This window comes from Glutamicibacter sp. MOO4, assembly GCF_056934395.1.
On record NZ_CM167800.1, the window covers coordinates 2,969,611 to 2,989,241 of the forward strand.

The window sequence follows — 19,631 nt, forward strand, 5'->3', positions numbered from 1 at the left end:
GCTCGGTCGATTCCACCAGTTATCGATGCCCTTGGAGTCTGTGGATTACTGAGGACAAGAACATCCGTCCGTCGTTCTCTCCATGATGTATCACGTGAAACGCGTCGTTAAATGCAAAAGGCGCATGTTTCACGTGAAACATGCGCCTTTTCTGCTAAATTATTGCTTCATCTCAGGGTCAATGACCTGCATGATGCGGTTGAGGTCATCGACGGAGGCGAATTCAATACTGACCTTACCCTTGCGCGAGCCAAGTTGGATCTTCACATTCGTGTCCAGGCGGTCCGCAAGCGACGTAGCGAGGAAGTCTAGGCGTTCGTTACGCTGAGTCTCCTTGGTCTTCTTTGCAGCCTTCTTAGGCTTGTCGTCACTGAGCGCTACCGCTTCTTCCGTAGCTCGTACGGAAAGGCCTTCGTTGATGATTCGCTGGGCTAGTTGCTCAATAGCTTCGTTGTTCGAAAGCCCAAGTAATGCCCTCGCGTGTCCAGCGGAGAGTACTCCCGCTGCCACCCGGCGCTGAACCAGTGGAGGCAGCTTCATGAGACGAATAGTATTGGAGATCTGCGAACGCGAACGTCCAATACGATCTGAAAGTACTTCTTGAGTACAGTCGAATTCTTCTAATAGTTGCTGATATGCAGCCGCTTCTTCAAGAGGATTCAGCTGCGAACGATGCAGGTTTTCAAGCAATGCGTCGCGAAGAAGATCATTATCTTGTGTGTCGCGGATGATTGCTGGGATGGTTTCCAGGCCGGCCGCCTGCGTCGCGCGCCAACGGCGTTCACCCATGACAAGCTCATACGGTGCGTCATCAGCTTCGCGTGAGGGACGAACAACGATGGGCTGAAGAAGTCCAATTTCGCGGATGGAATGGATGAGTTCATCCATGTGTTCCTGGTCGAAATTGGTTCTTGGCTGCTTACGGTTAGGATGAATCTGCGTTACATCAAGTTCCGCAAATTTAGCGCCCGGCACCTCAACAAGATCGGACGTCTCATCGGTTGTCACCGAAGGTGCTTCGATCTTTGGTGCAGTCTTTTTAGCTGGCTTTTCAGCTTCGGTGGGTTCAACCACTGGCTTGGCGGACAACGAGGTATTCAACCCTGGCATCGTCGCGCGTGGTCGCTTCGTAGTCTTGCTTGCAGCTGGCGCAGCAGACTTTGGTGCCGAGGACTTGCGACCCGGTTCAAAGAACATGTCTACAGGACGTGCTGCCTTACTTTTTGCGGAATCAGCTTTAGTCTCAGTCGAAGATGTTTCACGTGAAACATCGACTTTCTCCTCGGCAATCTCCGTGACAGGCGAGCTCGAGATAAGAGCACCTAGTCCCCTACCCAATCCACGCTTCTTCTCTGCCATGTTAATTGCACGCCCTTTCGTCCGAACATTCAGCCCGAGACTAGTTTACTGTTTTTAAACTTTCATACGGGGATGCGCGCGCAAAAGCCTAGCTCCAGTGTTGACTTCGCTTCAAACCGCTTAAAGTGAACACGAAAAACAAACAAAAAAATACGTAAATATCGATCTATTTACGTGGAACGGCTTGAGGCAGACTAAGCGCCGCGCTCGGCCATCTCTTGGGCTGCTTCCTTGTACGAAAGTGCGCCAGTTGAGTTGGGATCGTACGTAATGACGGTCTGCTGGTAACTAGGTGCCTCGGAGATACGAACGGACCGAGGAATTACTGCTTCAAGAACCTGCTCAGGGAAATGCTCGCGAACTTCATTAGCAACCTGCGCGGCCAACTTGGTACGACCGTCATACATGGTCAAAAGAATCGTGGAGACGGTCAGCTTGGAGTTCAAGTGCTTCTGAATCATCTCAATGTTCTTCAGCAACTGGCTCAGTCCTTCCAATGCGTAGTACTCACACTGGATAGGAATCAAAACTTCGCGTGCAGCAACAAAAGCGTTGACGGTCAGAAGGCCCAGGCTAGGTGGGCAGTCAATGAACACGTAGTCGAGTCGTGGGAGACCCTCTCGCTGACGCGTACGTGCGTAGTCATCTAAGGCTCGCTGTAGGCGCTGCTCGCGCGCCACGAGGGATACAAGCTCGATTTCAGCACCAGCGAGGTGGATCGTCGCAGGAGCTACCTGCAAGCTAGGAAGCTCTGGGCAGGTTGCAACAACGTCAGCCAACGGAAGATCATTGATAAGCACATCGTAGATGCTGTCGACCTCGGCATGGTGCTCAATTCCGAGAGCGGTTGAGGCGTTGCCCTGCGGATCAATGTCGATCACCAAAACGTTCATTCCGCCCTGCGCTAGAGCAGCAGCAAGGTTAACAGTGGTCGTCGTTTTACCGACCCCACCCTTTTGGTTTGAGATCGTGAAATAGCGGGTCTTATCAGGCGCTGGCACCGTGGTGGCCTCCAAAGCTTCGCGACGACGAAGTTCGCTAGCTATCTGTGTAGCCAGTGGCGAGGACGAGTCACTGAAGTCAAAAGCGCTGCTCGATGAGCTCTTAGTCTTGGACACAGGTAAAACTCCTCCTCGTGAATTGATGCAACCCATATTCAAGGCAACACCGACAATGTTTCACGTGAAACATTCAAAACAAGTTATTGGAATTGCTAAACAACTTCAGGCCTACAGCTCGCGCGAAATTTGCCGTTAGCGTCCCAAGAACTATTAAACAGACTATCGCGTTGGGCTAGCCAACCTTAATGCGAACCACCGTAGTTGGCTCTGCGAGGAATTCTCCACCGATGGTGAGGACTTCTGTTTCCTTGCCTCCGAGCTTGCGGATGGCCTTGGAAGCCTTGTCGATTTCTTCGGCGGCTGAGCGACCCTTGATAGCAATAAGTTGACCCTTGCCGTGGAGCAGGGGGATCGTCAGGCCAGCGAGGTTGGTCAGTGCGGAGACGGCACGTGCAGTGACATAGCTAGCGTTAACGGCATCAACCATCTGCTCAGCACGTCCACGCATAACCGTCACGTTATCCAAGCCAAGGTCATCGATGACTTCCGAAAGCCAGATGCAACGACGCTCTAGTGGCTCAATGAGAGTCAGCTTGAGGTCTGGGCGGGCAATGGCCAAGCAGAGGCCTGGAAGGCCCGCTCCGGAACCTACGTCAGCAACTTCGACGTCGCGCTCGATGACCGATTCAATCACGGCACAGTTGAGTACGTGACGGGACCACAGGCGCGGTACCTCACGAGGGCCAAGCAGTCCACGCTCAATGCCTGAGGTAGCCAGGTGCTGGACATAGCGCTTAGCTAAATCCAGGCGGTCGCCGAAGATCTTTTCAGCGGCCAGGGTCTCTTCTGCAGTAAGGCTGAGATCCTCAGTCATGGTCTTGGTCCTTTAGGTCGATCAGCACGCTTGCGCGCGATGTTGCTTAGTTGTCCAGTACCGAGATAACGATATGGCGTCGAGTTGATTCACCCTCGGATTCCGAGTGCAATCCTGCATCGGCAATCACGTCGTGCACGAGCTTACGCTCGTAGGCGCTCATTGGATCCAGGTGGACCTTTTCGCCGGTTGAACGAGCCGACTCGATGGCTTCTTCAGCCAACTTCTTCAGCTGCCCAGCACGGTCCGTACGGTACCCTGCAATGTCCAGGATCAAACGGGAACGCTCACCGGTAGCGGTAAGAACTGCCAGTCGGGTCAGTTCCTGCAGAGAGTCTAGGACCTCGCCCTTATCGCCAATAAGGCTATTGAGCGAGTCATCGTCCTCATCGGTGAGGATCGAAATGTAGGTACGTCCGCCACGGATTTCGATGTCGATGTTGCCATCAAGATCAGCAATATCCAGAAGTTCTTCAAGGTAGTCTGCAGCAACCTCACCCTCGTCGAGTGCGTCTTGTGGTGCCACGATTTGAGGTTCCACGGTTGGAGCGTCAATATTCTCAGTTGCAGTCATCGCTACTTCTTCTTCCGGCGGTTATTTCGCTTTGGCTGGTCACGCTGGCCCTTAGCCTGCTGGAGTGCTGCCTCTTCGGCGGCTGCAGCTGCGTCTTCCTTCTTAACACCTACTGGAGGCAAACCCTTAGTTGCGCGGCGAGCGTTAAGTTCACGCTCTGCCTGGGAGCCTGGAGTTGGGTTGTTACGGATAACCCAGTACTGCTGACCCAGGGTCCAAAGGTTGGTAGCGGTCCAGTAAATCAGAACACCAATTGGGAAGTTGATACCACCGATACCGAAGACCAACGGCAGGATGTACATCATCATCTTCTGCTGCTGCATGAACGGGCCTTCGAGGGCCTCCTTGCTCATGTTCTTGGTCATCAGCTGGCGCTGGGTGAAGAACTGCGATGCGATCATCGCAAGGATCATGATGACGGCGACAACAACAACGGCCCAGTTGGTATGACCCGAGTTGAAGGTTCCCAAGAAAGTTTCCGACAGCGGAGCACCAAAGATCTCGGCGCTATCAAAGCTACGGATGTTCTCAACAGAGAGGGCACCAACGGACTGGTGGTTCTCGCTGGCGTGCGAGGCATTGTTCAGTACGCGGAACAGTGCGAAGAAGAACGGCATCTGAATCAACAGAGGCAAGCAGGAAGACAGCGGGTTAGTCTTGTGCTTCTTGAACAGCTCTTGCTGCTCCTGAACCATAGCCTGACGCGACATCTGGTCGGTCTTGCCCTTGTATTTCGCCTGTAGCTTGCGAAGGTCAGGCTGCAAGGCCTGCATAGCGCGCTGCGATTTGATCTGCTTGACGAATACTGGAATCAGCAACGTACGGATCAGCAGCACAAGGAAGATGATCGAGAGGGTCCAGGTAACGCCTGAACCTTCGTTCATGCCAATCCGAGTGAACAGTTCGTGGAATGCCCACAAAACCCACGACACCGCATAAGTAAACGGAGTCAATATGGTGTCTAGAAAGTTGTTCATCAGTGGTCGAGCTCCTTGCGGCCGCTATCCGCGGCGTCTTCATCGTCGGGAATCACAGGATGATTCAGAACTATGATCCTCGGCAGTTTGCCTTCTGGCCAAATCCTTGGTCCCTCAGGAACATGATCGACGCCCCCGTGAGACCAGGGATTGCACCGAAGGATTCGCCAAGTGGTCAGTCCGGCACCTTTAACAACGCCGTGCTGAGTCACCGCTTCGAGCCCATAGGCAGAACAGCTAGGAAAGTATCGGCATACATCGCCATATAGTGGCGAGATGATTTTTCGGTAAATCTTTAGCAACCCGATGACGGTGTTGCGTGGAATATCAATGATGATCCACAGCAACCCAGTGCGGGGGGCAGAATCCTTACGCATCAGCGATCCTCGAGCTTCCCTAACGCAGCGGAAAATGATGCGTTGATCTGGGAACGAAGTTCATCCCAAGAAAGTTCCGAGGCGCCAGGAAGCGCACGTACGACAAAGTCAACATCGCCCTCTACGCGCCGAAGCTCGTGGGCGATTTCTCGCATTCGTCGTTTAGCGAGGTTCCTTTTAACGGCAATACCAACAGCCTTGGAAACTATGAATCCAAACCGGTCCCCCGCAAACTCTTCAGTTTCGCGGCGGCGTGCATATAGCACGACGTTCCGGCGTCCGCTTCGGACGCCGGAACGTACTGTGACTGTTAGGTCCTGCGCTAAGCGCAGTCGCTGATTCTTTGGCAACATGATGGTTCAACCAGCTCTTTAGTTGAGCTCGTTGAAATCATGAAGCCAACAGCTGAGTCGCAAATTTATGCTGAGAGTTCGGTGCGGCCCTTGCCACGACGTGCCGAAAGGATGGCACGACCTGCACGGGTACGCATACGAAGACGGAAACCGTGCTTCTTCGAACGACGACGGTTGTTTGGCTGAAAAGTCCGCTTGCTCACGGTGACACTCCAAGACGATCTAGATGATGCGTTCTTCCCGTTGACTATTTAGCAGTGAACAACAGGATGACGCTCGTAACTTATAAAAAGTGTGCGTATTTCGCGGGCTCTTCTAAAAAATGAGCAAGTCGCAAATGAAGCACACAGGACTGAATAACAATAGAAAAATGTTCGCCATAGGTCAAATTGGCGCGACAGTTCCACCAACTTCGCCCGGCAGGCGGTTAGCCTGTGAATAATCTACCCCAAACTTGTGGATTACTACTGTGCATAACGAAAGAAAGTTCACATTTAGCCACGAAACCGCAGGTCATCTCCAAGCTTAAAACGCTTATTCTCAAGGGAAAACCTCTTTTCCACAGTTTAGTGGCCAACTTTTTCCACCTAGCTGTGCATAACTGTGTGGATGGTGGATAGAATCAATGGAGACGTCGTCCAAAAAACGGCGTTTTCGAGCCTTGGAAACAAGATTCGTGTGACCAAGATTGCATTTTTATCGAGAGTGGGGCGCCCTTAGTGAGCAGCGACGAAACCAATAGCATTGGTAGCTCCTGGCGCCAGGTCATTCGCAAGATCGAGGACGACGATCGCGTCAAAGCCCGCTACCGTGCCTTCGTATCGTTGGCTAAGCCGCAAGGATTGATCGGAACTACGTTGCTAGTGGCAGTTCCCAATGACCTGACGCGAGACATCCTGCAGACTCAACTTCGTGAACCTCTAGATGAGGCCCTACGCGAAGTATTCCAAGACGATATCCGCTGTGCCGTCAGCGTTGATCTGTCTCTTTCGGACGAGTTGGAAGAAGAAATTCCAGAAACAACTGCTCCAGCTCCCGCGGCACCAGCCGTTACTGAGACCCCAGGTCCGCGGCCGCAGCCAGCACCACAGCCAACGCCCCCATCGAACTCGCAAGAATTCGGCCGGCTGAACCCCAAGTACATTTTTGACACCTTTGTCATTGGTTCCTCGAACCGCTTCGCCCACGCTGCAGCAGTGGCAGTAGCCGAAGCACCAGCCAAGGCTTATAACCCGCTATTCATCTATGGCGATTCCGGGCTAGGAAAAACTCACCTTCTGCACGCCATTGGCCACTACGCTCGTCACCTGTACAAAGGTATTCGCGTTCGCTACGTGAATTCAGAAGAGTTCACCAATGACTTCATCAACTCCATCCGTGATGACGAAGGCGCCAGCTTCAAGCAGACCTACCGCAACGTAGACATCCTGCTCATTGACGATATTCAGTTCTTGGCCAATAAGGACGCAACGCAGGAAGAGTTCTTCCATACGTTTAATGCGCTGCACAACCACAACAAGCAAGTTGTGATCACTTCTGATCTACCTCCCAAGCAGCTGCAAGGGTTCGAAGATCGTATGCGTTCACGCTTCGAGTGGGGCCTACTTACCGATATCCAGCCACCTGAGTTGGAAACTCGTATCGCGATTCTGCGTAAGAAGGCCGATGCTGAGAACCTTTCGGCTCCAGGAGACGTCATGGAGTACATCGCTTCACGCATCTCCACCAACATCCGTGAACTTGAGGGTGCGTTGATTCGAGTCACCGCTTTCGCTTCGCTCAATAACCAGTCCGTTGATCTGGCCTTGGCAGAAACCGTACTCAAGGACCTGATCAGCGAAGACGGTGCCCAAGAAATCACGCCGTCAACGATTATCAAGCAGACCGCCGAATACTTCGGGCTGTCTATTGATGAGCTCAACAGCAAGTCCCGAACCCGTACTTTGGTCACCGCCCGTCAGATCGCTATGTACCTTTTGCGTGAGCTTACTGACATGTCGCTGCCAAAAATTGGTGCCGAACTTGGTGGACGCGACCACACCACCGTGATTCACGCGGATCGTAAGATTCGTGAGCTCATGGCGGAACGTCGAGCCATCTTTAACCAAGTCACAGAGCTAACTAACCGCATTAAGCAGAGCCAGCGGGAGCATTAATCCCAAGAAATCACAGGTGTGGATAAAACTGTGGATGATCTGGTGACTACCTGCGGATAAACATAGGTACCCATGTGGACGTTAAAAATCGTGGAACTGAGTTTCAACAGGGTGCTGGAACTGAGTGTCAGTTTCAACCACAGATTGTTCACATGCACAATCGCCGTCATTTCACGGTGGATGGGGGTTGTCCACAGTATCCACAGGGGTTATTAACACTTCTCCTTTAAACACTTATTCATCCAAATAACGAGTCCACTCCTGAACCTCGAGCCAAACCTGTTCAAATCTTTTTCTCGCAGCTCTCATCAACAACCGAGACCGAGCGATGACTTTGCATCAACAAGACGTGGCAAGATTAAGATGGAGAGAACGTGCAACTACCTGCTCTATGCTTAAGAACTTGGCGAGGGAAAAACCTTCTTGGCCTGACTTAAGTTTCAAAGGGTTCCGAAAGGCGGATTTTTCGTGAAGTTCAGCGTTGAAAAGGATGTATTGGCAGACGCCGTATCCTGGACCGCTCGGTCCTTGGCACAACGCCCACCCTCACCAGTACTGGCTGGCATCTTGATCACTACCCATGACGGCTTAGTTCGCCTCGAGGGATTTGATTATGAGATTTCCTCACACATTGAGATCCCTGCGGACATCTCAGAGCAAGGCTCGATCCTGGTATCAGGCAAGCTCTTGGCTGAGATCACTCGTTCATTGCCAAACTCAACGGTGACTCTTGAAACCGATGGCACCAAGATCTCTTTGACTTGTGGTCGCTCACGCTTCCACCTGGCCACCATGCCAGTTGATGAATACCCAACGCTTCCAGAACTTCCAGCAATTGCCGGCACCATCGATGGTCAGGCTTTCTCTGCTGCTGTTTCTCAGGTCATCGTTGCTGCTTCGAAGGATGACACTCTCCCAGTGCTCACCGGCATCAAGGTTGAAATTGAAAACGACCTGATCACCTTCCTGGCAACTGACCGTTACCGTTTGGCACTGCGCGAACTGAATTGGACTCCAAACACTTCGGAGATTTCCACTTCGTTCTTGATCAAGGCCAAGACCTTGAGCGAAGTTGCTAAGACTCTTTCGGGTGCAGGCGAACTGAAGCTTGCAATCAGCGAAAACGGTGACATGGTTGGCTTCGAAAGCTCCAACCGTCGCACCACCTCGTTGTTGATTAATGGCGAGTACCCAAAGATTCGATCGCTGTTCCCAAGCGACACCCCGATCCATGCAACGGTTCGCACGAGCGAACTGATGGAAGCGGTACGTCGTGTATCGGTCGTTGCAGAACGAAATACCCCAGTTCGCATGGCCTTCACCGATGGACAGCTGACCTTGGATGCTGGTACCGGCGAAGACGCACAGGCTGAAGAAGCAATCGTTGCTTCCTTACGCGGCGAAGATATTGTTGTGGCGTTCAACCCAACCTTCCTGTCTGAAGGTTTGAACTCGTTCACCACTGACTTTGTTCGTTTCTCGTTCACCAGTGCTCCAAAGCCGGCGATGCTGACCGGTCAGAAGAAGCTGGACGAAGCTGATCAGGATCAGTACCGCTACCTTGTGATGCCAGTACGTTTGCCAAACTCGAACTAAACCCGCAAAGTGGCGGATGAACATTTCATCCGCCACCACGACGTTGTCAGGACTTCGGTGTATATTTCGCAGCTTTCCCTCACGAGCTTCCGCTCGTATGCGCAGGCTGACGTGCACCTAGCTCCTGGCATCAACGTTTTAATCGGCCCCAATGGGGTGGGCAAGACCAACATCGTTGAGTCCATTGGTTACCTAGCTAATTTGGCGTCTCATCGCGTCAGCAACGATGCTCCGTTGCTGAATTTTGGTGCAGAACGAGCTTTGATTCGCGGTACTTTGCACCGCGGAAGCCAAAAGACCACGCTCGAGGTGGAGATCACTAGCGGGAAACTGAACCGAGCAAGGATCAATCGAGCTAACCCGATACGTGCTCGAGAAATCTTGGGCATGGTGCGAACGGTGTTGTTCGCCCCTGAAGATTTGGCTTTGGTTAAGGGCGATCCATCAAATCGCCGCAAGTTCCTTGACGAACTACTCATTGCCTTGCGGCCGATAGAAGCCGGCACCAAAAATGACTACGAACGAATCGTCAAGCAGCGCAATGCATTGCTGAAATCCATTCGTGGAAAATCCAAACTCACCGCTTCGCAAGAGAACACCTTGCAAGCATGGGATCTGCAACTGGCCACCTGCGGGGCTCGACTCATCCGAGGCCGCCTTGATGTTCTTATGCTCATCAGGCCATATATGCAGGCTGCCTACGCGGATCTTGCTGATGGCGGCAAAGCGGCACAGGCGATCTACCGTTCCTCGTTGGAAGGCGAAACCGACGAGAACAGCCTTCCGGTGACGTCGTTGGAGGAGCTGAACCAAGAAGAGATCCAAGATCTTCTTCTTGGTGCCATCGAATCGAACCGCAGCCGTGAACTAGACCGCGGCATCTCGCTATTCGGCCCCCACCGTGATGACCTTGCGCTGATCCTAGGCCCAACTCCCGCCAAGGGCTACGCCTCCCACGGTGAAACCTGGTCCTTTGCCTTGGCTCTGCGTCTGGCAGCCTACAGAGTTTTTGGTGATGATGATCCTCGAGCGGGTTCGGGACCAATTTTGATTTTGGATGATGTCTTTGCCGAACTAGACACCACTCGTCGAGATCGGCTGGCTCATATTGTTGCCGGCGCAGAGCAAGTTTTGGTCACGGCGGCCGTAGTGGAAGATGTTCCCGAAGCACTGAAGGGACATTTCTTCCAGGTATCCCCTGGCCAGGTTGTCGATGCGTGAGCCTGAAGAGCGGGACGAACACCGCTTTGATCCAGAAATCGACTCAGCGAAGGCCTTGCTGAACCGAATGCGTAGGCTCGCGGAAGAGCGCGGCGAACGCCGCGTAGATGCAGCGCGAATGGAAAAAGTTCGCAAACGTCAGTCCGCCCGTCGCGGCTTCATGGACCAAAAGGGAACCTCCGAACCTGGAGTGGTGCGCGACCCTCGAGCTATTGGTGAAGTTGTCTCGCGGCTATCCAAGGCTCGCGGCTGGAACACCCAAGTTGCCGTGGGCTCGGTGCTGGGGCGCTGGGCTGACATCATTGGTGCGGAAAATGCAGAGCACTGTAAACCCGAATCTTTTGAAGATACGGTGGTGGTGATGCGTTGTGATACGACCGCACGTGCGGCACAGATGCGCCTAATGAGCCACGATATTCTGAAAAAATTTGATGCAGAGTTGGGCCCCGGAATTGTTACCGTGCTCAAGGTCTTAGGACCCAATGCTCCGTCGTGGCGTCACGGCATGCGTTCGGTCGCTGGACGCGGTCCAAGAGACACCTACGGATAAAAATAGCTGGCACGGCATATGGCGCGCTAACGCACCCGGAGGGTGGATCCCCCCTCACTTATGCTCCGCAACTGCCTCAGAAGGTCAATTGCTAGCTTTATGTGGCCGATTTAGGCCACAGAAGCACCGATTATTTTGCTCAGCGCGGTAGAATTAGAAGCAGTGAAATGATTTTGCTGTGGGTCAACCCCGCGGCGATGTCCCTCCAGACCATGATCACCCGAGACGCACTTTGCGGCGCAACGGTGATCGCGCGCTTAATTCGAGGAGTTCGTAGCACCCGTGTCTACTGAAAATGCTTCACCGCAGGATCCGGCAGAAAGCCAGGTTCCCGCGGAATCGATGACTTCCAAAGTCGAACATACCTATGGCGCCCAGGATATTACCGTCCTCGAAGGACTCGAAGCGGTACGTAAACGCCCGGGCATGTACATCGGTTCCACCGGCCCTCGCGGCCTACACCACTTGGTTTACGAAGTCGTGGACAACTCCGTCGATGAAGCCTTGGCTGGATACTGCGACACCATCAACGTCACCTTGCAAGCCGATGGTGGCGTGCGTTGTGTCGACAATGGTCGAGGCATCCCCGTGGATGTCCACCCCACCGAGGGCAAGCCTACCGTTGAGGTAGTTATGACCATCCTGCACGCCGGCGGCAAGTTCGGTGGCGGCGGTTACGCTGTTTCCGGTGGCCTGCACGGTGTGGGTATTTCCGTGGTTAACGCGCTATCGCGCAAGGTGGATACCGTCGTTCGCCGCCAGGGCAACGCATGGCGTATCGGCTTCAGCAATGGTGGTGTGACCACCAGCCCGCTGGAAAAGGGTGAAGAGACCGATAAGACCGGCACCACCCAGACTTTCTACCCGGATCCGGAAATCTTCGAGACCACCGAATTCGATTTTGAGACGCTGCGTGCTCGCTTCCAGCAGATGGCCTTCTTGAACAAGGGCCTGCGCATCACCTTGACCGATGAGCGCACCCCAGTCAACGCTGAACCAGAAGCCGAAGTCGCCGAAGAGATCGAAAACCAGGTAGTTAAGCCAAAAACTGTGGACTACCTCTACAAGGACGGCCTGCTGGACTACGTCAAGCACCTGAACGCCGCCAAAAAGGTAGAACTGGTTCACGACGAGGTCATCGCCTTCGAATCTGAAGACGCTGCTCGAGGCATCAGCCTGGAAATCGCGATGCAGTGGACCAACGCCTACGCCGAGTCCGTGCACACCTACGCGAACACCATCAACACCCATGAGGGTGGTACCCACGAAGAGGGCTTCCGCGCGGCGCTGACCGGTCTGCTGAATCGTTACGCCCGGGATAACAAGATCCTGCGCGAAAAGGATGACAACCTCACCGGTGAAGATGCCCGTGAAGGTTTGACCGCGGTGATTTCGGTGAAGCTTTCCGAACCACAGTTCGAAGGCCAGACCAAAACCAAGCTGGGCAACTCGATGGCCCGTGGCTTTGTCCAGGGTGTAGTCAACGAGGAACTTAGCGACTGGTTCGAGCGCAACCCCAACGTTGCCCGCGACATTATCCGCAAGGCACAGCTCGCTTCCCAGGCTCGCATGGCAGCCCGCAAAGCGCGCGATAATGCCCGACGTAAATCGCCGATGGAATCCTTCGGTATGCCGGGTAAGCTCTCGGACTGCTCCTCGAAGAATCCTTCCGAGTGCGAAGTGTTCATCGTGGAGGGTGACTCCGCAGGCGGCTCGGCCAAGCGCGGACGTGACCCACACACCCAGGCCATCCTGCCGTTGCGTGGCAAGATCCTGAACGTGGAGCGTGCTCGTCTGGACCGTGCGTTGGGCAATGCCGAAGTTCAGGCCATGATCACCGCTTTTGGTACCGGTATCGGCGAAGAGTTCGACATGGCCAAGCTGCGTTATCACAAGATTGTGCTGATGGCCGATGCTGACGTCGACGGCCAGCACATCACCACCTTGCTGCTGACCTTGATCTTCCGCTTTATGCGTCCGCTGATCGAGCACGGCTACGTTTACCTCGCTGCTCCCCCGCTGTACCGCATCAAGTGGTCCAATGCGCCGCACGACTACGTGTTCTCCGATAAGGAACGCGATGACGCACTGCTAGCTGGACAGACTTCCAACAAGCGCCTGCCAAAGGACAACGGAATCCAGCGCTACAAGGGTCTGGGCGAGATGGACTACTCGGAATTGTGGGACACCACCATGGATCCGGAATTCCGTACGCTGCGCCAGGTCACCATGGATGACGCCGCAGCCGCGGACGAGGTTTTCTCCGTGCTGATGGGCGAGGACGTTGAGTCCCGCCGTAACTTCATCCAGCAGAACGCCAAGGACGTGCGCTTCCTGGATATCTGATCGGCCTAGGCCAAGACGAAATCCACTGAAGACTTTTTGACTTATAAGGGAACACATTGAGCGACGAGCAAACCCCTGAGAATGAACCCATGGACGGCGAAGTCATCGAGCCAATCCATGAAGGCGGCCGGGTTGACCAGATCGACCTGCAGACCGAAATGCAGCGGTCCTACCTGGACTACGCCATGGCCGTTATTGTTGGCCGTGCCCTACCGGATGTGCGCGATGGCCTGAAGCCTGTGCACCGCCGTGTGCTGTACGCGATGTACGACGGTGGTTACCGTCCGGAGCGCGCCTACAACAAGTGCGCCCGCGTTGTCGGCGAAGTGATGGGTCAGTACCACCCGCACGGTGATACCGCGATTTACGATGCCCTGGTTCGCCTGATCCAGGACTGGGTTATGCGTTACCCACTGGCCCTGGGTCAGGGTAACTTCGGCTCCCCGGGTAACGATGGTGCTGCTGCCCAGCGTTACACGGAAACCAAAATGGCCCCACTGGCCATGGAAATGGTCCGCGACATCAACGAGAACACCGTTGATTTCCAGGACAACTACGACGGTAAGAACCAGGAACCTACGGTTCTTCCGGCCCGCTTCCCTAACCTGTTGGTGAACGGTTCCTCGGGCATCGCCGTGGGTATGGCGACCAACATTCCGCCACATAACCTGCGCGAAGTTGCCGAGGGTGTGCAGTGGTACCTGAAGAACCCGGAAGCTACTCGTGAAGAGCTGCTCGCCGAGCTGATGCTGCGCGTCAAGGGCCCGGACTTCCCATCCGGCGCGATGATCCTTGGCACCAAGGGCATCGCCGATGCTTACCGCACCGGCCGTGGTTCCATCACTATGCGCGCGGTAGTCAACGTGGAAGAAATCCAGGGTCGCACCTGCTTGGTAGTTACCGAACTGCCATATATGGCCAACCCGGATAACCTCGCGGTGAAGATCGCCGAGCTGGTGCGTGACGGCAAGATCGCCGGCATCGCCGACATGCGCGATGAAACCTCGGGCCGTACCGGCCAGCGCCTGGTCATCGTGCTCAAGCGCGACGCCGTGGCCAAGGTTGTGCTTAACAACCTGTACAAGCACACCGAGCTACAGACCAACTTCTCGGCCAATATGCTGGCCATCGTTGACGGGGTGCCACGCACCCTGCCACTGGATGGGTTCATCCGTCACTGGGTCACCCACCAGATCGAAGTCATCGTACGCCGCACCCAGTTCCGCCTGAAGAAGGCCGAAGAAGAGGCACACATTTTGCGTGGCCTGCTCAAGGCACTGGATGCTTTGGACGAGGTCATCGCGCTGATTCGCCGTTCGGCAACCACCGAGGCAGCGCGCGACGGACTGATGGAACTGCTGAGCATCGATGAGGATCAGGCTCGCGCCATCCTTGATATGCAGCTGCGCCGTCTGGCCGCCCTGGAACGCCAGAAGATTCAGGATCGTCACGCTGAACTCGAGCGCATGATCGCAGAATTCCAGGCCATCATCGCTTCGCCTGAACGTCAGCGAGAAATCGTCGCCGAAGAACTTGGCGAGATCGTGAACAAACACGGCGATGATCGTCGCACCAAGATCCTTATGGGCTACGACGGCGACATGAGCGTTGAAGACCTGATCCCTGAAGAGGAAATGGTCGTTACCATCACCCGCGGTGGGTACGTTAAGCGCACCCGCATTGACAACTACCGCTCGCAGGCTCGCGGCGGCAAGGGTATCAAGGGAGCTAACCTGCGTGGGGACGACGTGGTGGAGCACTTCTTCGTCACCTCAACCCACAACTGGTTGCTGTTCTTCACCAACCACGGCCGTGTCTACCGCACTAAGTGCTACGAACTGGCCGAGGCCGGTCGTGACGCCAAGGGTCAGCACGTGGCAAATGTCATGGCATTCCAGCCCGACGAGCACATCGCCCAGGTCTTGGATCTACGCACCTACCAGGATGCTGCCTACCTAATGTTGGCTACCCGCAATGGTTTGGTGAAGAAGACCCGTCTGGAAGACTACGACACCAACCGCACCGCCGGCGTGATCGCTATCAACCTGCGCGACGATGATGAGCTTGTCTCCGCACAGCTGGTCAGCGAATCCGATGATGTGATGCTGGTCTCGCGCAAGGGCCAGTCGGTCCGCTTCACCGCCACCGATACCGCACTGCGTCCAATGGGTCGTGCAACTTCTGGTGTGACCGGCATGAAGTTCCGTGAAGGTGATGAGTTGTTGGCCGCCGATGTGGTCCGCGAAGATTCCTTCGTCTTCACGGTGACCAACGAAGGCTACGCCAAGCGCACCGATGTTGCTGAATACCGCGTTCAATCCCGTGGTGGCTTGGGCATTAAGGTTGCCAAGCTGAACGAGGAACGCGGCGAATTGGTTGGTGCGTTGATCGTTGATGAAACCGACGAAGTTTTGGTTGTCATGAGCGGTGGCAAGGTAGTGCGCTCAGCCGCATCGCAGGTTCCTGCCAAGGGTCGAGACACCATGGGTGTGATCTTCGCAAAGCCGGACAAGAAGGACAGCATTATTGCGGTGGCCAAGAACTCCGAGACTCAGCTCGAAGAGAACTTGGAGGAAGATGCCGTAACGTTGGACGCAGAAAACACGATCGATCAGTCATCACCTGCGCCAGAAACCGAAACTGACGTACAGGACGATGACACCACTAACGGAGGTAACGCATGAGCACGCCCTCGACGCCACGCCGCAACGGCAGTGCCCCGAAGAGCGAAGCGCCGCGACCTGCCCAGGTAAAGCGTCCGGCCACTAGCAACACCGGTAGCCGCCCAGCGGCCAGCGGTTCCCGACCAGCAGGCGGCCAGAGCCGCCCAACAGGTCAACGGCCTACCGGTGGCCAGCAGCGCCCGGCTACCACCCAGGAGCGTCTGGTTCGCCCGGCGCCTCAGGCCAAGGTGCGTAAGGCACGCTTGCTGGTCTCCAAGGTTGAACCGTTCTCGGTTCTGAAGCTCGCGTTCTTGCTCGCGGTAGCTTTCGGTGTGATCACCGTAGTTGCTTCCGTAGGTATTTGGGCCCTGCTTGACCTGATGGGAACCTTCGATGCGTTCAACCAGCTGATCCGTGATGCGATTGCTCAGGGCAGCTTCGACCTACGACAGACCATGTCGCTGGGTCAGGTTGCTTCCTACGCAACGATTATCGCCGTGGTGAATGTTGTAGTTATTTCGGTGGTTTCCACCCTTGGAGCGGTGCTGTACAACATCGCTGCTTCATTGGTTGGCGGCATCGGAGTAACCCTCACCGACGACTAGAAACACCCCTAGTCGAGCCCGGGATTCATGCTGTGATGCATGACACCCGGGCTCGATTTGTAAGTTCTGGAAATCCCCGGTAGAGTTTTATTTCGTTCCAAAGGGAACAAACAAAAGCAAGGGCGTATAGCTCAGGCGGTTAGAGCGCTTCGCTGATAACGAAGAGGTCCCAAGTTCAAGTCTTGGTACGCCCACGGAAACCTTGCTAGAGAGAAAGAGGAAGTAATGAAAAAGTTCCTGGTTCTCGCAACGATTGCGACTGCTACGGTAGTCTTGGTCAAGAAAGTAAAGGCTTCTTCGGAAACAAAGGAAACCTGGCATCAGGTAGCCGATAAAGTTTCCTAAAGCTTTTGGGGCCTTAGCTCAGTTGGTAGAGCGTCTGCTTTGCAAGCAGAATGTCAGGAGTTCGATTCTCCTAGGCTCCACAAAAAAGACTGGCGGAAAGCATCAGCTTTCCGCTAATTCTTTTTGATTGATCCGCTTCGGATTGATCGGTGTGGAACACCAAAAACTGTATAAGGGGCCTTAGCTCAGTTGGTAGAGCGTCTGCTTTGCAAGCAGAATGTCAGGAGTTCGATTCTCCTAGGCTCCACAGTATTGAAGGACGGAAAGCATTCGCTTTCCGTCCTTCGCCATTTCCAAGGCAACCAAGCCGCAGAACATCAGCGGCTGATTCGGGCCATTCGGACAAATTGATAATGGTCGATCAGCTGTTCGCCAATGTTGAACCAGGAACGACCCTGAACGCTGGCTAACGCCGCACTGGCAAATGCCAAGCGTTTGGCATCATCGTAAACAAGGTCACTGACCCGGCTTCGCAACTCAGTAAGATTCCCCGGTTGATACAACCAGCCCGTGTGCGAGGAATCCACGAGGTCTAGCGGACCTCCACGGCCCACGGCCACCACCGGGACGCCACAGGCCATAGCTTCCTGAATGGTCTGGCAGAAGGTTTCAGAGGACCCGGGATGAACAAATACATCCATAGACGCCATGACCTCTGCCAATCGTTCACCCGAGAGGAAGCCGGTGAAGTGTGCGGTAGGCAGTAACGCCCGTAATTCGGCCTCTAACGGGCCAGAACCTACGATGACGAGCCTGGTGTTCTTCAGGTCAGCTAGGGCCTTTAGATCAGCTACCTGCTTCTCTGCGGCCAGACGCCCAACATATCCGATAATGACTTCCCCATTCGGCGCTACAGCTTGCCTGAAGTGCTCGCTGCGTCGTTGCGGGGTGAATTGGACGGTGTCGACTCCCCTGCCCGAAATCTTGAGCCTGTCGATCCCCAAGTTCTTGAGCTGTTGGAAAGAAAAGGTGCTGGGAACTAGCGATAGATCAGCAGCCGTGTGGATGGCTTGGACATGCTCCCACAGACGCTGGGTTAACCACGGCATCTTATAGCGGCTTGCATAGTTGGGAACCTCGGTTTGGTAGAGGGCCACCGTAGGTAGATTCAGTTCTTGAGCTGCACGTAGTGCTTGCCATCCCAAGATGAATGGGCTAGCCAGATGGACTACGTCCACGCGCTCACGAGCCAGGATCTTACGAAGCCGACCCACACTGGTAGTAGCCACCCTGACCTCAGGGTAGCTAGCCAGCGGCATTGAGGGCACGGTGTGGATACGGAAACCGCGGTAGTGCTTCGGCACCCCATGGCCCGTCAGTTCGCCGGTCAATGAGCCAGCTGGCGTGATGACCACTGCATCATGTCCGGTCAGAGCCAGATGATCCAGGGTCTTCAGAATAGAGTTGGTAACCCCGTTGAAGTGGGGCAGGAACGATTCAGCGACGATTGCGACCTTCACACTTTCAGGATGGCGATCCACGGTGACATCAAAGTAAATACGACTGGGGCAGTTCATTAACTTCTGTTGTTTATTGTTGGTTTTAGGCCATTGGTGGCAAGATACCGTAAGTGGTAAACGAAAATTCCGGCGACGTCGACGGCGCAGTTCAGAGCGAAAAGATCGACAAAGATTCGCGCATAGCGGTCCTTCTCTTTCCTGTATTGATTCTGCTGGGTGGACTGTGTGGCATGTTGCTCCCCCAAGCTTTTGTTGGCTTGGCTGGGTGGATCAATCCTTTATTGATGATCATCATGTTCTGCATGGGTTTGACGTTGACCTTGCCTGACTTCGCCTTGGTGGTGAAAAACCCGCTGCCAGTCCTTGGCGGTGTGGTTGCCCAGTTTGTCGTGATGCCGAGCGCAGGCTGGTTGGTGGCCACCGTTCTTCACCTAGATCCAGCACTGGCGGCGGGTCTCATCTTGGTTGGCTGCGCTCCGGGTGGAACAGCGTCAAACGTCGTTTCCTACCTGGCTCGAGGCAACGTTGCCTTGTCGGTAGCCATGACCTCTGTATCGACCTTGATTGCCCCTGCGCTAACTCCCCTGTTGGCTCTGTGGCTAGCTGGCCAGTACATGCCTGTGGACGCAGGATCGATGGCGCTCAGTGTTGTTCAGATTGTTCTGATTCCAGTGGTGCTCGGAATTGCGATCCGGATGGTCCTTAACCGATCGGTCACTAAGGTCACCGGAGTTCTGCCATGGATCTCAGTTCTCGCCATCACCGTTGTGGTGACAATTATTGTGGCCGGCAGCTCGCAAGCCATCATGAACGCGGGGCTGCTGGTACTAGTTGCCGTCATCTTGCACAACGGGTTGGGGCTCCTGTTGGGCTACGGAGCCGGCGTGCTGATGCGCGTTCCTGCCGATGCACGCCGAACGATGGCTATCGAAGTAGGAATGCAGAATTCAGGGCTGGCAGGTGGACTGGCGAAGCAATATTTCACCCCAGAAGCAGCCCTTCCGGCCGCTGTATTCTCCGTATGGCATAACTTGTCCGGAGCGATGATCGCTGCTTACTGGCGCCGCAAAAAGACCGTAAATACGGGGAATTTGGCCGACAAATAGGATATATT

At 54.7% G+C, this 19,631-nt stretch carries 18 protein-coding genes and 3 tRNA genes; 12 read left to right on the plus strand and 9 right to left on the minus strand.

What is annotated here, in order from left to right; translation table 11 throughout:
- Positions 1-159 precede the first annotated feature (159 nt).
- The 8 genes from AC1Z3F_RS13860 to rpmH form a co-directional block, all read right to left on the minus strand.
- On the minus strand, positions 160-1,359 hold the full coding sequence (locus AC1Z3F_RS13860; protein ID WP_483566095.1) for a ParB/RepB/Spo0J family partition protein: 1,200 nt from the start codon (positions 1,357-1,359) through the stop codon (positions 160-162).
- A 194-nt stretch (positions 1,360-1,553) separates the two neighbouring features.
- Positions 1,554-2,477 (minus strand): ParA family protein, encoded by a 924-nt coding sequence (locus tag AC1Z3F_RS13865; RefSeq protein WP_278184788.1) that lies wholly within the window; start codon positions 2,475-2,477, stop codon positions 1,554-1,556.
- Between the two features lie 175 nt (positions 2,478-2,652).
- The gene (gene rsmG / locus AC1Z3F_RS13870) at positions 2,653-3,294 is read right to left on the minus strand and encodes a 16S rRNA (guanine(527)-N(7))-methyltransferase RsmG (RefSeq protein ID WP_444614589.1); all 642 of its coding nucleotides are present in this window, start codon (positions 3,292-3,294) and stop codon (positions 2,653-2,655) included.
- A 46-nt stretch (positions 3,295-3,340) separates the two neighbouring features.
- Positions 3,341-3,868, minus strand: coding sequence for a Jag family protein (locus tag AC1Z3F_RS13875; protein ID WP_483566096.1), 528 nt, complete (start codon positions 3,866-3,868; stop codon positions 3,341-3,343).
- A gap of 2 nt (positions 3,869-3,870) precedes the next feature.
- Positions 3,871-4,845, minus strand: a complete 975-nt coding sequence (gene yidC, locus AC1Z3F_RS13880; protein WP_131089648.1) for a membrane protein insertase YidC — start codon at positions 4,843-4,845, stop codon at positions 3,871-3,873.
- Entirely contained in the window at positions 4,845-5,222 is a 378-nt protein-coding gene (gene yidD, locus AC1Z3F_RS13885; RefSeq protein ID WP_131089649.1) for a membrane protein insertion efficiency factor YidD, read from the minus strand. Before yidD ends, yidC begins: the two co-directional genes overlap by 1 nt.
- Entirely contained in the window at positions 5,222-5,575 is a 354-nt protein-coding gene (gene rnpA, locus AC1Z3F_RS13890; RefSeq protein ID WP_483566097.1) for a ribonuclease P protein component, read from the minus strand. The genes yidD and rnpA overlap by 1 nt, the downstream gene beginning before the upstream one ends.
- A 65-nt stretch (positions 5,576-5,640) precedes the next feature.
- The gene (gene rpmH / locus AC1Z3F_RS13895; protein WP_075972541.1) at positions 5,641-5,778 is read right to left on the minus strand and encodes a 50S ribosomal protein L34; all 138 of its coding nucleotides are present in this window, start codon (positions 5,776-5,778) and stop codon (positions 5,641-5,643) included.
- A gap of 516 nt (positions 5,779-6,294) precedes the next feature.
- Between rpmH and dnaA the strand changes: the two genes are divergently transcribed.
- The 11 genes from dnaA (at position 6,295) to AC1Z3F_RS13950 (ending at position 17,304) form a co-directional block, all read left to right on the plus strand.
- Entirely contained in the window at positions 6,295-7,731 is a 1,437-nt protein-coding gene (gene dnaA / locus AC1Z3F_RS13900) for a chromosomal replication initiator protein DnaA (protein ID WP_131089651.1), read from the plus strand.
- 468 nt (positions 7,732-8,199) lie between these two features.
- Positions 8,200-9,327, plus strand: coding sequence for a DNA polymerase III subunit beta (dnaN, locus tag AC1Z3F_RS13905; protein WP_131089652.1), 1,128 nt, complete (start codon positions 8,200-8,202; stop codon positions 9,325-9,327).
- Between the two features lie 57 nt (positions 9,328-9,384).
- Positions 9,385-10,548, plus strand: a complete 1,164-nt coding sequence (recF, locus tag AC1Z3F_RS13910; protein ID WP_131089874.1) for a DNA replication/repair protein RecF — start codon at positions 9,385-9,387, stop codon at positions 10,546-10,548.
- Complete coding sequence (locus AC1Z3F_RS13915; protein ID WP_131089653.1) at positions 10,541-11,098, plus strand: DciA family protein; 558 nt, start codon at positions 10,541-10,543, stop codon at positions 11,096-11,098. Before recF ends, AC1Z3F_RS13915 begins: the two co-directional genes overlap by 8 nt.
- A 342-nt stretch (positions 11,099-11,440) precedes the next feature.
- Complete coding sequence (gene gyrB, locus AC1Z3F_RS13920) at positions 11,441-13,444, plus strand: DNA topoisomerase (ATP-hydrolyzing) subunit B (protein WP_207306515.1); 2,004 nt, start codon at positions 11,441-11,443, stop codon at positions 13,442-13,444.
- Between the two features lie 56 nt (positions 13,445-13,500).
- On the plus strand, positions 13,501-16,128 hold the full coding sequence (gyrA, locus tag AC1Z3F_RS13925) for a DNA gyrase subunit A (protein ID WP_131089655.1): 2,628 nt from the start codon (positions 13,501-13,503) through the stop codon (positions 16,126-16,128).
- Positions 16,125-16,712: a DUF3566 domain-containing protein gene (locus AC1Z3F_RS13930; RefSeq protein WP_483566098.1), complete on the plus strand. Its 588-nt coding sequence runs from the start codon at positions 16,125-16,127 to the stop codon at positions 16,710-16,712. The genes gyrA and AC1Z3F_RS13930 overlap by 4 nt, the downstream gene beginning before the upstream one ends.
- 120 nt (positions 16,713-16,832) lie before the next feature.
- Positions 16,833-16,906: transfer RNA gene (locus AC1Z3F_RS13935), tRNA-Ile, on the plus strand.
- Positions 16,907-16,937: 31 nt separating this feature from the next.
- Positions 16,938-17,057: a DLW-39 family protein gene (locus AC1Z3F_RS13940; RefSeq protein WP_396268250.1), complete on the plus strand. Its 120-nt coding sequence runs from the start codon at positions 16,938-16,940 to the stop codon at positions 17,055-17,057.
- Between the two features lie 7 nt (positions 17,058-17,064).
- Positions 17,065-17,137: transfer RNA gene (locus tag AC1Z3F_RS13945), tRNA-Ala, on the plus strand.
- Between the two features lie 94 nt (positions 17,138-17,231).
- Positions 17,232-17,304: transfer RNA gene (locus AC1Z3F_RS13950), tRNA-Ala, on the plus strand.
- A 70-nt stretch (positions 17,305-17,374) separates the two neighbouring features.
- On the opposite strand, the gene AC1Z3F_RS13955 is transcribed toward AC1Z3F_RS13950, so the two are convergent.
- A complete protein-coding gene (locus AC1Z3F_RS13955; RefSeq protein WP_483566099.1) occupies positions 17,375-18,574 on the minus strand; it encodes a glycosyltransferase family 4 protein in 1,200 nt (399 codons plus the stop codon).
- A gap of 53 nt (positions 18,575-18,627) precedes the next feature.
- Between AC1Z3F_RS13955 and AC1Z3F_RS13960 the strand changes: the two genes are divergently transcribed.
- Complete coding sequence (locus tag AC1Z3F_RS13960) at positions 18,628-19,623, plus strand: bile acid:sodium symporter family protein (RefSeq protein WP_483566100.1); 996 nt, start codon at positions 18,628-18,630, stop codon at positions 19,621-19,623.
- Positions 19,624-19,631: the final 8 nt, after the last annotated feature.